The following is a 15,524-nucleotide window of genomic DNA, read 5'->3' on the forward strand; positions in this document are numbered from 1 at the left end:
GCCCCTTATGCGTCTGAATCAGAAAAATGCAGGGTAACCGGCATACCTTGACGCAGGGAATCATCCGGGTCAGTAACGATAATGCGTAACCGATAGACCAAATCGGTGCGCAGATCCGGTGTCTCTACATTCTTTGGTGTAAATTCGGCTGTTGGTGAAATAAAGCCAATTTTACCGTGATAGGGCTGATCTTTACGGCTGTCAGTGTAGAGTAAAATTTCACGTCCTGGTGTTGCTTGTCCAAGATGGCTTTCACTGATATAGGCTCTTACCCAAACGGGATGGGTCAGCGAAAGCGTAAACACGGTATTGCCTGCTGCCAGCATGGTGCCCGGTTCAATGGCGCGGGTCAGGATAGTTCCGGATGAGGGGGAAGCCAGGTGAGTATCTTGTAAGTCCAGTTCAGACTGAGCAACAGCCGCTTCGGCTTGAGCAAGTTGGCCTTTGGCTTCTGCAATTTCTTCTTTTCGGTAACCGGTTTCGAACTGGTTCAGTTTATCTTTTGCCGCTTGTAAAGCAGCCAGCGCTTGATTGCGGTTAGTTTTGGCATTGTCCAGCTCGTTGGCCGAAATCATTTTACTTTGCCACAAACCTTGCTGGCGTTTGAAGAAACTGTCAGCAAAATGCCAGGCGGCTTCACGTTGTGTCACTTCTGAACGTACTTGGGCAACTTCTTCTGTGCGATAACCCTCTTCCATCATAGCCAGGCGTGCTTTAGCGCTATCGCGTGTGGCTTTCGCTTTATGGAGCGCGTTAATAAATGGCGCATTGTCCAGCTGGCCGATCACCTGATTAGCATTGATAACATCACCTTCATCAACTTGCAGGCTGGCAAGTTTACCGCCAACCCGGAAGCTAAGATTGACAGTGCGTATATCTACGTTGCCGTAGAGGGTCAGCGTTTTATCATTTTTATCTTGATAATAGTAACTTCCCAAAATTGCGCCAAGAATAACAGCAACGACCAATATTGCGAGGGCGAGTTTCTTGTTGTACATGATATTCCTTGTTCTTTTATTTATTTGAGTTATGTTTTTTCAGTCCATTCAGTAATAAATCGATATGCTGGATGAGGATCTGATCAATTAATTTATATTCTTCTGGCCCGATATTATTCCAGCCTGTCTGACGTAATAAGGTTTCCCGTGCCATGCGGAAAGAGATAATTTCACCCATCAAAGCGTGTGTATGGAGCATAGTAGAAAGTTGACGTTCATCAGCGTCGATATAGCAGGCGATCAGTTTATTTAATCTGTTGTGGAGCGGTGCCAGTGCCTGCTCATGGATGAGGGTATAAGCATCAGTGGGTGCGAGTTGTTCTCTGGCCATTATCCGGCTGATATTAATGCTCTCTTTTTCAATCATCAGGCGGTTAACGCCGAGAAATCCGTCATGAATCATCCGCAATATATTGTCTGGGGAGTCAGGTACTGATGATGAAAAAAAATCATCAATTTCTTTAAAAAGATGAGTAAATTCAGTCTTGATTGTATCAGTAATATATTGGGCAACTGCCTGATAAAGCCCCTCCTTAGAGCCAAAATAGTAAGCTATGGCAGCAATGTTCTGTTGAGCGCGTAATGCGATTTCTCGGGTTGTCGCGCCGGTTAATCCTGATTCACCGAAAATTTCAAGAGCGGCTTCGAGTAGCTGTTGTTTGGCTTGCCCGCCTCTAGAGGTTTGGATGTTGTTGACTGACATGGACATGAATCCTATTGGAAATAATCAAAAGACTTAAACAAAATATCAATCAAATGGCTAACTCTATACTTATAGTAAATCAATGTAAATTGCATAAAAATGTCATGGATCATGAAAACTACGGGGCAAATACCTGTCATTTTAGTTGCATTATCAGAAAGTATATCTGGTATAATAGCTAAGATATGGAGCATTGCAGTTTGTGTTTTTTCCTTTTGTGGTATTTACCGCGTCTGATTTTCTTCCCATAAAACTGCCCCTGAATGTAGTTTCAGGAATGGTGAAGTCTGGAGTATTTCTTATTTATGAGTTTTGAATCACTTGGCTTAAGTGCTGATATTTTGCGTGCCATTGAAGAACAAGGTTATTCAGCGCCAACGCCAATTCAACAGCAGGCGATCCCTGTTGTATTAGCAGGTAAAGATTTATTGGCGAGCGCTCAGACAGGCACAGGTAAAACCGCAGGTTTTACTTTACCCATGCTGCAACGGCTTAATGACTCCCCTGTTCAGATGAAAGGGCGCAGGCTGGTCAGAGCGTTGGTCCTGACACCAACCCGTGAATTGGCTGCTCAGGTTGGTGAAAGTGTACGTGACTACAGCAAACACCTCAGACTTCGTTCGCTGGTGGTTTTTGGTGGTGTCAGTATTAACCCTCAGATGATGAAATTGCGTGGTGGTGTTGATATTTTGGTCGCGACACCGGGGCGTTTACTGGATCTTGAACACCAGAATGCGGTTGATTTATCGCGGGTGGAAATTCTGGTATTGGATGAAGCCGACCGTATGCTGGACATGGGCTTTATTCATGATATCCGCCGCGTACTGAATAAGTTGCCTCCGAAACGGCAAAATTTGCTGTTTTCTGCCACCTTCTCTGACGATATCAAAAATTTAGCCAATAAATTATTGCATGAGCCTGTCAGTGTCGAGGTTGCACGCCGTAACTCCGCGTCTGAACAGATTGAACAATTTGTCCATTTTGTCGATAAAAAACGTAAAGGTGAGCTGCTTTCTTTCCTGATCGGCAGCCGTAACTGGCAACAGGTTTTGGTCTTTACCCGTACCAAACACGGGGCAAATCGTCTGGCAGAACAGTTGAATAAGGATGGCGTAACCGCCTCGGCCATTCATGGCAACAAAAGCCAGGGTGCCAGAACCCGTGCGCTGGCTGATTTCAAAGATGGCTGCATCAGGGTGCTGGTCGCGACAGATATTGCTGCCCGTGGTTTGGACATTGATCAATTGCCTCATGTCGTGAATTTTGAATTGCCTAATGTCTCTGAGGATTATGTCCACCGTATTGGTCGTACCGGTCGGGCAGATGCGACAGGGCAGGCACTTTCTCTGGTCTGTGTTGATGAGCACAAGTTGCTGAAAGATATTGAACGTCTGTTGAAACGGGAGATTCCCCGTATGGCGATCCCCGGATATGAACCCGATCCAACCATCAAGGCTGAACCTATTCAGAATGGTCGTCAGGGGCAGGGGCGTGGCGATAATCGGCAGAAAAATAGCCATCGCCGTTCTGGAGCACCTTCGCGTCAGCGCAGCCGTAATCATGCGGATGCATCAAATAAAGCGTCTAGTGCCAGAGGTTAGTTAATGCGGGTTTTGCTGGCTCCGATGGAGGGGGTGCTGGATTCGTTGGTCAGAGAGCTTCTGAGTGAAATCAATGAATATGATTTGTGCATTACGGAGTTCTTGCGGGTTGTCGATAGCCTATTGCCGGTAAAATCGTTTTATAAGCTTTGTCCTGAATTACGTAACCAAAGCCGGACACCGTCCGGCACTTTGGTACGGGTTCAACTCTTGGGCCAATATCCGCAATGGTTGGCAGAAAATGCAGCACGAGCCGTTGAATTAGGGTCTTATGGCGTCGATTTGAATTGTGGTTGTCCATCAAAAACGGTCAATGGCAGTGGCGGCGGAGCAACGTTGCTAAAAGATCCTGAACTGATTTATCAGGGAGCAAAAGCGATGCGTGAAGCGGTGCCTTCTCATTTGCCTGTGACGGTTAAGGTTCGCCTGGGTTGGGATAGTGGTGATCGGCAATGCGAAATTGCTGATGCAGTACAACAGGCGGGCGCAACGGAAATCACTATTCATGGGCGAACCAAAGAGGATGGTTATAAAGCGGAACGCATTAACTGGCAAGCGATTGGTGAAATTCGTCAGCGCCTTGCTATTCCGGTGATTGCCAATGGTGAGATTTGGGATTGGCAAAGTGCGCGGAATTGTATGAATGTGACCGGTTGTGATGCTGTCATGATTGGCCGGGGTGCGCTTAATGTTCCCAATTTGAGTCGAGTTGTGAAATATAACGAACCAAAAATGGCCTGGCGGGAAGTGGTTCAATTATTGCAAAAATATATCCGGTTGGAAAAGCAGGGTGATACCGGACAATACCATGTTGCCCGCATTAAACAGTGGCTCGGTTATTTACGGAAAGAGTATCAGGAAGCGATAGTGCTTTTTGAAGAAATAAGGCGGCTGAGAACGTCTGCTGATATTGCATATGCGATTTCTTTAGTGTAATCAGTGATTAAAAACAGCTTATTGACGAATGGAACCTTTAATTAAAGGTTCCATTTTTACTTAATCGGATGAAGATGCGATACAGTGCAAGTTATTTAGTGTCTTCGCTACTTTGGACTATAAATGAAAAAAGATTATTCATATTACGATACAGGCCATCATTAATCACCACAATGTCATAATCAGTCGGTGGATTAGCACCGTCATTAACTGCAATGAAACTCATACCATACTCTTTGGCATATGCCTCAATATGTTGAAATACGAGTTGTTCAATAAATCCTGGAGAAGGGTTTAAAGCAGGTGGAGTAAAAGGTAAATCTGGGCTAAGTTGGGTGTAATTTTTATCCTTTACTTGTGAAATAAGACTATCAATTAGCAAGAAAAATATTGGGTAGAGAGACTTAATTTCTTCTAACCCTTTTGTATGCCAGGCTAGGGTAACGATATCCTTACGATTATGGATCCTTAAAAAATTGCTTTCATAGCTAGATATTGAGGCCCCGTTAAAAATAGATTCCGAGTAGGATGCAAAAATATCGTTACCGGCAGTTGGGGCAGCAAACGAGGAAACGTGAATACGAATATTATTATTTCCTTTATCAATGTACCGTCTCTTTAAATACAGGCCAATAGTAGAAGCCAGTAAACCACCTAAACTGTGTCCTGTAAGTGTAATATTTTGGATCCCCTCTTCCAGAGCAATTTTATCAATTGCATCAATCAGTGATTCTCCATAGCCAGGAATGTTATTGCTTTTTATTTGGTTAATAACATAGTCTAACGCAATGTGTGTTCCCTTGGAAATTTTAGCTCCTTCCGGGGCTTTGGAGTCCCAAATTGACCAGTTTTCGGTTATACCTACTTTTAGGTTCTCAATACACCAGTTAACATCAGACCAGGATCCACGAATAACGATTCGATAGTCGTTTGGAGTTGTGAGATTTTTTACAATAAATAAAACGTGGTCATCTTTTTTATCTATAACACTTTTCTTTTTATCAAAATCCAAACTGTCAGCGCGAAAAACAGCAGGCCCCCAAACGATGGAAAACTTATTTGCTGTTGCTTTGCTGCTTTCTAACGATTTTTTAATATTTTCTGAAACGATAACCGGTTCTGGATTGTTCGTTATTATACTTCCAGAGCTACAAATAAATCCTAACGCAAGATTTATTTTTTGATCTTCAAGAGAAATCGTCATTTTTACTTCCAAATTTTTAATATGATAAATATTGATCTGATGTTTCAACTTAAACATCAATAACCAATGCTTTTGGTATTTCATTCAAATAAAAACAGAATTAAAGTTAATAATAATCTCTAAATCTGTCGGATGGGAGTATATAATTTTTTAATGTTATTTTATTTAACAAAATAAATTATCTGTTATGAATTTTAAAATAATTGATAAAAATTATGTTATGTTTTTGTAATGTTATATTCGTCCTTAAGAAGGATAATATGGAAAACAGGGTTGTAATATTATCTATATAAAATAGTTTATAGGGATATCTACAAAGGTGAGTGATAATGAATTGGCGTTATTTATTGCAATTAATGGAACCTATAATATAAGGTCCCATTGCGGATAAATTATCAAGATATACATGATAAGATAAAATTATTTTATGTTGATTTTACCTTTAGTTAAAAATGAAAAAAGGTCAATAATACTTTGAGATAAACTATCGTTAATCACCACAATATCGTAGTCAGTGGGTGGGTTAGTGCTATCATTAGTGACAATGAAACTCATTCTATATTCTCTGTGATATGCGTGAATATGTTGATTTCCTATGTTAATAAATAAATCTTCTAGGGACTTTATCGGTATCGTCGGAATTTCTGAATGAAAAGGTAAATCTGGGAAAATTTGGGTGTATTTTTTATCTTGGACAAGAAGGATAAGAGCATTAACTGCTGCTGTTAATATCGGATAGATAGCTTTAACTTTCTCCAACCCATTGATATACCAAGCCAGGGGAACGACATCTATACTATTATGAATCCTTATAAAATCACTTTCATAACCAGTCGATAGTGCTGCATTAAAAACAGATTCGGAATAGGAGGCGAAAATATCATTACCAGCAGTTGGGCCGGCAAAGGCACAAACATTAATGCGAATATTATCGTTTCCTTTATCAAGGTACTGTCTTTTTAGATATAAACCAAGGGTAGAAGCTAGTATGCCTCCTAAACTGTGTCCTGTGATGGTAATATTTTGTATCCCTTCTTTCAGAGCAATTTTATCGATGGCGTCAGTTAACGATTCTCCATAACCTGGAGGAGTGTTGCTTTTTATTTGGTTGATAATATAATCTAATGCTAAATTTGTTCCGTAAGCAATCTTAGCATTTTCAGGCGCTTTTGGATCCCATTTTGACCAGTCTTTAGTTTTACAGACAATTAGGTCTTCATTAATCCAGTTAATATCAGACCATGATCCCCGAATGACAACGCGATAGTCATTTTGATCATGGAGACTTTGTACAATGAATAAAACGTGATCATCCTTTTTATCTATAGCACTTTTTTCTTTATCAGCACTGTCAACACGAAACACTGCTGGTCCCCAAACAATAGAAAATTTATTTGCTGTAGCTTGACTGCTCTCCAATGATTTTTGAATATTTGCTGAAACGATACCCGGCTCTGGTTTTGGTGTTTTTATCCCTCCAGAATTAATAATAAAGCTCAGTGCGAGATTTAACTTTTGATCTTCACGAGAAATAGACATTTTCACTCCCTATTTTTTCATATGATAAGTGTTAATTCGAGCTATCAGTTTAAAATTTAAGATTTAATTCTTTTAGTTTTCCATTCAGATAAAAAACAGGATTAAACTTAAAGTTAATAATAACTTTTAAATCTGTCAAATAGGTACATGGAATTTTCTTATATTATTTTGTTTGGTCGAAATGTGAATTATTTATTGTGAAATTAAAAACAAACTATAAGAGTTATATATTGAATAATTATACGTAAATATTATTATAGATTATTAAAGAAATAAATGATAATGAATTAATAGTGTTTTAATGATATGTGAATAATAACAATTTTATTTATATATTTAAGTGACGATTATTTTAATTAATGGAGCCTTTAATAAAGGCTCCATTGTTGTTAAGTAAAACACAGATCTAATATAACCAAATTATACACTATTATTAGTGTTATCTTAAGGAAGTGGTATCAGCAAGAAGTAGGCGACAATATCTTGAGATAGATTACTGTTAATAACGACAATATCATCAATAGGTGGTTGAGTGCCGTCATTCACTTCAACCAGATTCATGCCGTATTTATATGCATATGCTTTAATATGTTGAAAGATGACCTGATGATTTAAATCTGGTGATGATTCTAAAATCGGTGCTGTAAACGGTAGATCTGGCGTGAGTTTTGTGTAACCTTTATCTTTCACAATCAGGACGATCTTATTAAATTTATTAATTAACTTCTCATCTATTTTAATTAATGGTTCATAGATAGTTGGTATCTTTTCTAATCCGTCTAGGTGCCAAATTAAGGAAATAATATCCTTACGGTTATGGATCCTTAAAAAGTGACTCTTATAATTCGTTGTTGATATGCGGTTAAAAACAGATTCAATGTAAGATGCAAAAGTACCATTACTGATAATTGGGCTGGCAAAAGCACAAACATTAATACGAATATTCCTTTTTTCCTTATTAATATATAATCGTTTTAAATATACGCCAAGAGTAGAAGCCAATGCACCTCCCAAACTGTGTCCGGTGATGGTAATATTATGTATTCCTTTTTCCAGGGCAATTTTATCAATGGCATCAATGAGTGATTCTCCATAGCCGGGTGTATTGTTACTTTTTGCTTGATTAACAATATAATCTAATGCTAAGTGTGTTCCATAAGAAATCTTAGCGTCTTTGAATTCTTCAGGAATATTAGGATCCCAGAGTGACCAATTTACTGTTTCATGCACCGCAAAGTTTTCAACCTGCCAGTTAACATCAGACCATGATCCCCGGATAACGATTCGATAGTCATAAGGGAATCTGCGATTTCGCACGATAAATAAAACATGATCATCTTTGTTATCTGTAGAGTTTTTCCCATTATTAACCCGGAAAACCGCCGGCCCCCAAACGAGAGAGAATCTGTTGGCGGTAACTTTACTTTTTTCCAATGATTCTTTAATATTTTCCGAAACGATAGCTGGTTCAGATTTTTCTGTTATTATACTGCCTGCACCACTGATAAAGCTGAGTGCGAGATTTATTTTTTGGTCTCTAAGAGAAATAGTCATTTTTACTCTCCATTTTTATTATATAGATTCTGATATGATACTCTGATTAAAGTATCAATATTCAACCCTTTTAATTTTCTGTTTAGATAAATTCAGAGTTGAATTTTAAATTAATAATAATATTTAAATTTGTCAAATATATGCGTTGTATTATTTTATATCAATTTGTCTGATAAAAAAGAGTGTTGATTAATAAATTAAAAGCAAATTGGATAAGCGGAATTGTGGGGTGTAACGATAAGGAAATTATATTTTAGATTTTTGTGGTTTCCAAAAAATATATTAATTTATTTATTGAAGGGCATAGGGTAAATATGCCCTTGGGTATTTAATTACTGCTCAAGTGGCAGGGTATCATCTGCGCCCCATTCAGCCCATGAGCCATCATATAAATAAGTCTCTTTTTTGCCGATGATATCTAAACCCAATATTAAAACAGCGGCTGTCATACCAGAGCCACAACTGGCAATAACCGGTTTGTTTAAATCAATACCTTGTTTAAGGAAGATATCTGCAATTTCAGTTTCTGATTTAAAGTGGCCATTCTCTACTAACATAGTCCATGGAACGTTTTTACTGCCGGGAATATGGCCCATTCTTAACCCAGGGCGGGGCTCTGGTGCTTTTGCCTGAAAACGGTCCATTGCTCTGGCATCAATAATCTCAGCTTGTGGATCATTTAACGAATCCAGAATTTGTTTCAGTGATTTAACTTTTTCGGCATTGAAATTGGTATTAAAAACCTGAGAATTACATGTTACTTCACCTGATTCTGTCGGAAATCCTGCCTGTTGCCAGCCTTGTAAACCGCCAGCAAGAATACGGACATTACGGCTGCCGAATACCTTGAATGTCCACCATGCGCGGGGAGCGGAGAACATATTTCCCTGGTCATAAATCACGACTAAATGATTTTCGCTGATCCCCATTTCACCAACAGCCTGACTGAAAGTTTGCGGATCTGGCAGCATATGGGGTAGCCCACTTTGATGATTGGCAATTTTATCCAAATCAAAAAATTGGGCACCGGGAATATGTGTATTCAGCCAAAGCTGATGACAATCAATTTGCTGAGGTGGCGGCGGTGCCGTCGCATCAAGGATGACGAGGTTTTCATCATCAAGATGATCTTGTAGCCATTGTGGACTGACAAAGTATGCATTATTCATGGGATCCCTCACTTGATACAAAAGTATAAATAGTGTTGCGCCCCGTTATTGTTGCTGTACCGGCGCTATGGTTGTCTCTTGCTGTTGACTGGCGGGTGATTCTATCGGTGTGGTTGAGCGGGTATACATATTAAGACCCGCCAAGAATACGCCACCGATTGAACCGAATGCAAAGAGCGCGATGAAAGTGATAAGTAGTTTTTTCATTTTTGTTCTCAACTGCCATAGAAAATAGGCAGTATATAGGGTTCTGAATAGCTGACAAGGCAATAACCGATTTACTTTACGGGTAATGAATAATTCTTTGAACTGATTAAGTAAATGGAATTAGCTTACTGTTATTACTGATAAAGTTTTTCGCTAAGTTTTTATTGGCATCATAATTGACAGAAATTGGGATTAAATTATCAATTTGATTTTGTTTCTCGATATACAGCTGATTTCGTTCTTGCTCTGTGGGACAATGGCGCTCCGGTTTTATGGCAGCAGAGTTCAATGGCACTTTCCAGTTCAATAAAAAATCAGATAAGCCAGTGGTATAAGGCATTACCTCAGCATATCAATGGCTTTATTCCCCGCACTCCACAGAGGCAGATGATTGCTGAAGTTGCAAAAACGCTCGCTGATCAGGAAGGGCGCCATTTGGTTATTGAAGCGCCGACCGGCATCGGTAAAACCCTTTCTTATCTGCTCCCTGGCATTGCGATCAGCCGGGCGGAAAGTAAGCCACTGGTCGTCAGTACCGCTAATGTCGCTTTACAGGATCAGATTTACAGTAAAGATCTTCCTCTGTTGCGCAAAATCATTCCTGACCTGAAATTTACCGGTGCTTTTGGGCGTGGTCGTTATGTTTGCCCACGTAATCTCGAAGCCATCTGTGCAACCGACGGTGAACAGATAGATTTAATGCTTTTGGTTGAGGACAAAACAGAACTTGCCAGTAGCGAAGAAAGGGAACTTTGTCGCCGGTTGCGCAGTGATTACACAACGTTTGCTTGGGATGGATTGCGTGATCACCATAAATTGGCTTTATCCGATACTTTGTGGACGAAAGTTAGCACAGATAAAGCGAATTGCCTGGGCCGTAACTGTCAGTATTATCATCGCTGCCCGTTTTTTGTCGCTCGCCGTGAGATCGAAAATGCAGATGTGGTGGTCGCTAATCATGCGTTAGTGATAGCGGCATTAGAGAGTGAATCGGTACTCCCTGATGCTAAAAATTTGTTATTGGTACTTGATGAAGGACATCATATACCGGATGTCGCCAGGGATTCTCTGGAAGTTGAAGGGGAAATCACCCTGTTTCAGCTAAATGGTCAGCTAGATACTTTTATCCGTCATGTTGAGCAATATCTAGTGCAATTCCACCCGGCAAAGCCACCACGTCTGGCTAATGCCAGTCGTCTCAATGAACACAGTGAAAAACTACGGGGATGCTTTAAAGAGCTTGCCACTATCGCGCAGGCACTTTTACCTGAAAATAATGAAGTAGATCAATACCTGTTTGAGATGGGGAAACTACCGGATAACTTGCGACTTTGCTGCCAGCAACTGTTTAAACTGACCGATGGTTTACGAGGATTAGCAGAAGCGATACTAAATGATCTGACTGAGCAAACGGCTAAACAGGATATTGTCCGGTTGCATCGGTCTATTTTGCATACCAGCCGCACACTGGGATATTTCGAAAATATGACTAAACTGTGGCGCTTGGCTGCGCTGGAAGAGTCATCCAATGCGCCGGTGTCAAAATGGCTGAGACGCCGTTATGAAAGAAATCAGTCACACCTCTACTTCCATTGTGCCGGTATCAGAGTCAGTGAGCAGCTCAATCAGCTGCTGTGGCGTAATGTTCCCCATGTGGTTGTGACATCGGCAACGCTTCGTTCCCTGAACAGTTTTTCCCGTATTCAGGAATTAACCGGGTTAACTGAAACAATGGCTGACCGTTTTGTGACGCTGTCATCACCTTTTGATCATGTGAGTCAGGGGAGACTGGTCATTCCCAAAATGTCATTGGAGCCGACACTTGATAATGAAACCGCGCATTTGGCGGAAATGGCGCGTTATTTCAGGACACAATTGCTGAGTCAGCAACATAAAGGCATGTTGATTTTGTTCAGTAGCCAAAGGGCGATGGATATCTTCCTCTCTTATGTGACGGATTTACGCCTGATGTTGCTGGTACAGGGTGATCAGCCACGTTATCGGTTAGTCGAAACACATTGTCAGCGTATAAATGAAGGGCAATGCAGCGTACTGATTGGATTACAATCTTTTGCTGAGGGGCTGGATTTAAAGGGGGATTATTTGTCCCAGGTTCATATTCATAAAATCTCTTTCCCCCCAGTCAATAATCCGGTAATTATCACTGAAAGCGAGTGGTTGAAATCACTCAAACGCTATCCTTTTGAAGTACAGAGCTTGCCAAGTGCTTCTTTCAGTCTTATTCAGCAAGTAGGAAGACTTATCCGTAGTCATGAGTGTTATGGTGATGTGGTTATTTATGACCGGCGTTTATTGAGCAAAAGATATGGTGCGAGGTTGTTGAAGGCACTGCCGGTTTTCCCTATTGAGCAGCCGGAAATTCTTTCAGACGCGGAGATTAGACAAATGAAAAAGGATAAATAACTTACCACTAAAAACTGTAATTTATTTATCCTTTACAAATAAAATCGATATAGAAGGCTATTTACCCTACTTTTTTCAGAAAACAGGTTTTCAATACCAAGCCTTTGAGTTTATCTGCGTTACATTCAATTTCATCTTCGCGATGGTTTAGACGAATATTTTTGATGATAGTGCCGCGTTTTAACGTCGCTGATGTGCCTTTTACTTTCAGATCCTTGATGACCTGTACAGAATCGCCATCATTGAGCACAGTACCATTGCTGTCTTTTACTTCGGCATCCATTTTATTATTTCCTCAAGTTATTTATGAAAATAAACCTGGATTATAGACAATTAATGCTGGTTTTTAAAGGATATGGTGATGTTTGTCTGTATGGAGGGTATTTTATGATATTTCTCTGTGCCGGAGTTGGGTGATAAAGGGGCGAAATAAACAACCCCCGTTGTTGTTAATGGGGGTTGTGAGTAATGCAGAGCTCTTAATGTAACGGCTCTTTATATTTTATTGCTCAACGCTTGCTTCAATAAACCATAAGAATTTGTCGAGGTCCCGGGAGGCTGCGGTGAACATGTCTGCGGTATTTTCATCCTCAACTTCACCAATTGCTTCGCGGATATCATTAGCGACAATAGCATAACGGTCAGCCAGTGCTTTTAGATGATCTTGCACGTCATGAATATTTGTTGGGTAGCTTTTCAGTAAAGTGCCTTTATTAACTTCTTGTACTGTTCCGAGAGCTATTCCACCAAGTTGTACCACTCTTTCTGCAAAAATATCCAGATGTTCAATAATAGTGGCACGAAAGTTATCCAGCATTTCATGGATGGAAATGAAATTTTTACCGCGCATGTTCCAATGTGCCTGTTTGGTCAGCAGGGAAAGATCAATAAATTGAATCACCATATGGTTTAAAATTTCAATTGTTTCTTGCTTAACGCTATCATCGACATCATTACGAGTATAAAGCAGTGTGGATGGTGCTGTTTTGACTAATTTGGCAGTACTCATAATAATTTTCCCCTAGTATTAATAATGAGCTTCTCATTTATTGGGATGAATGTAACTCAATATTAGTCTTAAGTCATATAGCTTATTCCTATTAAATCAATAGTTCATTCTTATAAAGTTTACGGAGAATGTTAAAAATATAATTATTATTCAAATAAATATGTGTGATTTATTTTCTGATGAATAATAATGGTTATACTTATAAATAACCGGAGAATTATTTTATTAATTACTCCGGTTTTAGTTTTATTTCGATTAGATAAGGCGATTAATCGACCTCAGTGATTTTAGGTTTTCCTTTAATCGTTGACGTAGAACCGATAGAGGCAAAAATAATACAGAACAGTGCCAGCCATTGAATCATGGTCAGGTGTTCATTGAGGAAAACAATACCGGATAGAGCGCCAAGGGCTGGCTCAAGGCTCATCAGAGTACCAAATGTTTGTGCAGGTAAACGGGTCAGGGCAATCATTTCCAGTGTATATGGGAATGCGGTGGACAGAATCGCTATTGCCAGTGCCAGGGGCATAATTGACATATCAAATAATAATTCTGGCCCTGTTTGTATCAGCCCCACAGGGAAAAATATCAGGGCTGCGATCAATGAACCGATAGAAACCGTTGCCGCACCATGACCTGCTCCAGCGCGTTGACCAAAAATAATGTACAGTGCCCAGCAAACACCCGCACTGAGTGCATATATAATACCTACAGGATCCAAGCCATCAATATTACTGCCAATAGGTAGCAGGAAAGCCAGACCGGCGATAACCAGTATGACCCAGAGAAAATCTATTGGCCTGCGCGATGAAAACATGGCTACGGCCAGTGGGCCGGTAAATTCAAGCGCCACGGCAATACCTAAAGGGATCGTTGTCAGTGCCATATAAAACGTATAATTCATTGCCCCAAGGGCAATACCATAGGTAAGCAGTGGCATAGCTGAATTTCGGCGAAAGCGCAGACGCCAGGGTTTAAAAATAATGAACAGAATGAGAGTTCCAAGACCTAGCCGCAAAGCGGTAACGCCAGGTGCACCGATAACCGGAAACAGCGTTTTGGCAAGAGAAGCACCGCCTTGAATTGATGTCATGGCAAGTAGTAACAATATTACCGGTATTAATGGAAGGGCACTCTTTTGGCGCTTGGAAGAAAACATCCGGGCAAAACCTCAATAAAAATCAAGTGATCTGGCCGATAATCTTCGCAGTGAAATGCAGATAACTCAATAGGTTTAGAGAATATAATTTTAGAGAAATATTCTTCATTTATTAGACTATATTATATATGAATAGTAAAATTATATTTTACTATTGAAGTATGCTCCTGAAAAAATTATATTTTATTTTGAAATAATGATAATTTAGGCGTTAAGATGGTTAAAGTGTTTATAATAATCTGAATTATGCTTTAATGATTAAGCATAAATTACGATTATTACTGATAGAGTATCATGATCGGCATTCTTTTTTTCTTTTTCATTTGTTGGATGACTATAATATTAACGTATAATCATATCCTTTACCGTAAAGATGTAGTAACAGGAGTTTAGAGAATGAAAAGTATTGCCGTTTATTGTGGTTCAAGCTTGGGGCTATCTGAAATCTATAAAGAAAATGTCATTATTTTCGCAAAAGAGTTAGTTAGGCGTGATATTACTCTGATTTATGGTGGGGCCAGTGTGGGTATTATGGGAACTGTTGCTAATACTGTTCTGGAAGAGGGCGGCAAAGTCATTGGTGTTATTCCCACATTATTGGAAGAGCGCGAAATATCACATAAAAATCTGACCGAATTATACGTTGTTGAAACTATGCATCAGCGTAAAAATAAGATGATTGAGTTAGCTGAGGGTTTTGTTGCTTTACCTGGCGGTTTTGGTACGTTAGAAGAGTTCAGTGAAGTATTTACCTGGAGCCAGATTGGGCTACATACTAAGCCTTGCGGTATCCTGAATATCAATAATTTTTACGGGCCGTTGATTGCTATGATTAATAAAATGGTGGATGAACAATTCTTGCATGAAAAATATCGTCATATGGCAATAATCGAGCAAGATCCGGCCTGCTTGCTTGATCGTTTTAATACTTATCAGGCACCATCTGTAAAAACGTATTAAATTATAAAGAAATGAGTAGAGTAATGATAATTAATCTTTGATTAAGATGTCTCTTTAAATA

14 protein-coding genes are annotated in these 15,524 nt (G+C 39.7%); 4 read left to right on the forward strand and 10 right to left on the reverse strand.

The window, feature by feature from the left end; all coding sequences use genetic code 11:
* Nucleotides 1–5: 5 nt before the first annotated feature.
* Together hlyD and C5471_RS01160 are read right to left on the reverse strand one after the other, a co-directional pair.
* Nucleotides 6–998 (reverse strand): secretion protein HlyD, encoded by a 993-nt coding sequence (gene hlyD / locus C5471_RS01155; protein ID WP_133815069.1) that lies wholly within the window; start codon nt 996–998, stop codon nt 6–8.
* 16 nt (nt 999–1,014) lie between these two features.
* Complete coding sequence (locus tag C5471_RS01160; protein WP_166295549.1) at nt 1,015–1,701, reverse strand: transcriptional regulator; 687 nt, start codon at nt 1,699–1,701, stop codon at nt 1,015–1,017.
* Nucleotides 1,702–2,006: 305 nt separating this feature from the next.
* On the opposite strand from C5471_RS01160, the gene rhlE reads away from it, so the two are divergent.
* Entirely contained in the window at nt 2,007–3,302 is a 1,296-nt protein-coding gene (gene rhlE / locus C5471_RS01165) for an ATP-dependent RNA helicase RhlE (protein ID WP_133815067.1), read from the forward strand.
* A 3-nt stretch (nt 3,303–3,305) separates the two neighbouring features.
* Nucleotides 3,306–4,238: a tRNA dihydrouridine(16) synthase DusC gene (gene dusC, locus C5471_RS01170; RefSeq protein WP_133815066.1), complete on the forward strand. Its 933-nt coding sequence runs from the start codon at nt 3,306–3,308 to the stop codon at nt 4,236–4,238.
* 91 nt (nt 4,239–4,329) lie between these two features.
* Here dusC and C5471_RS01175 read toward each other — a convergent pair whose 3' ends face one another.
* From C5471_RS01175 to C5471_RS01195, 5 genes are all read right to left on the reverse strand, one after another.
* Nucleotides 4,330–5,442 carry a lipase family protein gene (locus C5471_RS01175; RefSeq protein WP_133815065.1) on the reverse strand — a complete coding sequence of 371 codons (1,113 nt, stop codon included), beginning with the start codon at nt 5,440–5,442 and terminating at the stop codon, nt 4,330–4,332.
* 420 nt (nt 5,443–5,862) lie between these two features.
* Nucleotides 5,863–6,981, reverse strand: a complete 1,119-nt coding sequence (locus tag C5471_RS01180; RefSeq protein ID WP_133815064.1) for a lipase family protein — start codon at nt 6,979–6,981, stop codon at nt 5,863–5,865.
* A 444-nt stretch (nt 6,982–7,425) separates the two neighbouring features.
* Entirely contained in the window at nt 7,426–8,535 is a 1,110-nt protein-coding gene (locus C5471_RS01185) for a lipase family protein (RefSeq protein ID WP_133815063.1), read from the reverse strand.
* 332 nt (nt 8,536–8,867) lie between these two features.
* Nucleotides 8,868–9,704 carry a 3-mercaptopyruvate sulfurtransferase gene (gene sseA, locus C5471_RS01190; RefSeq protein WP_133815062.1) on the reverse strand — a complete coding sequence of 279 codons (837 nt, stop codon included), beginning with the start codon at nt 9,702–9,704 and terminating at the stop codon, nt 8,868–8,870.
* A 45-nt stretch (nt 9,705–9,749) separates the two neighbouring features.
* A complete protein-coding gene (locus C5471_RS01195) occupies nt 9,750–9,911 on the reverse strand; it encodes a hypothetical protein (RefSeq protein WP_165577108.1) in 162 nt (53 codons plus the stop codon).
* Nucleotides 9,912–10,199: 288 nt separating this feature from the next.
* Between C5471_RS01195 and dinG the strand changes: the two genes are divergently transcribed.
* Nucleotides 10,200–12,335, forward strand: a complete 2,136-nt coding sequence (gene dinG, locus C5471_RS01200) for an ATP-dependent DNA helicase DinG (protein ID WP_133815061.1) — start codon at nt 10,200–10,202, stop codon at nt 12,333–12,335.
* A 61-nt stretch (nt 12,336–12,396) separates the two neighbouring features.
* Here the strand turns inward: dinG and C5471_RS01205 are convergent, their stop codons facing one another.
* From C5471_RS01205 to rhtA, 3 genes are all read right to left on the reverse strand, one after another.
* A complete protein-coding gene (locus C5471_RS01205) occupies nt 12,397–12,618 on the reverse strand; it encodes an alkylphosphonate utilization protein (RefSeq protein WP_021325754.1) in 222 nt (73 codons plus the stop codon).
* Nucleotides 12,619–12,837: 219 nt separating this feature from the next.
* Nucleotides 12,838–13,344, reverse strand: a complete 507-nt coding sequence (gene dps, locus C5471_RS01210) for a DNA starvation/stationary phase protection protein Dps (protein WP_133815060.1) — start codon at nt 13,342–13,344, stop codon at nt 12,838–12,840.
* Between the two features lie 268 nt (nt 13,345–13,612).
* A complete protein-coding gene (rhtA, locus tag C5471_RS01215; RefSeq protein ID WP_133815059.1) occupies nt 13,613–14,503 on the reverse strand; it encodes a threonine/homoserine exporter RhtA in 891 nt (296 codons plus the stop codon).
* A 396-nt stretch (nt 14,504–14,899) separates the two neighbouring features.
* Between rhtA and C5471_RS01220 the strand changes: the two genes are divergently transcribed.
* On the forward strand, nt 14,900–15,463 hold the full coding sequence (locus C5471_RS01220; RefSeq protein ID WP_133815058.1) for an LOG family protein: 564 nt from the start codon (nt 14,900–14,902) through the stop codon (nt 15,461–15,463).
* Nucleotides 15,464–15,524: the final 61 nt, after the last annotated feature.

The organism is Photorhabdus tasmaniensis, from assembly GCF_011189505.1.
Taxonomy (GTDB): domain Bacteria; phylum Pseudomonadota; class Gammaproteobacteria; order Enterobacterales; family Enterobacteriaceae; genus Photorhabdus; species Photorhabdus tasmaniensis.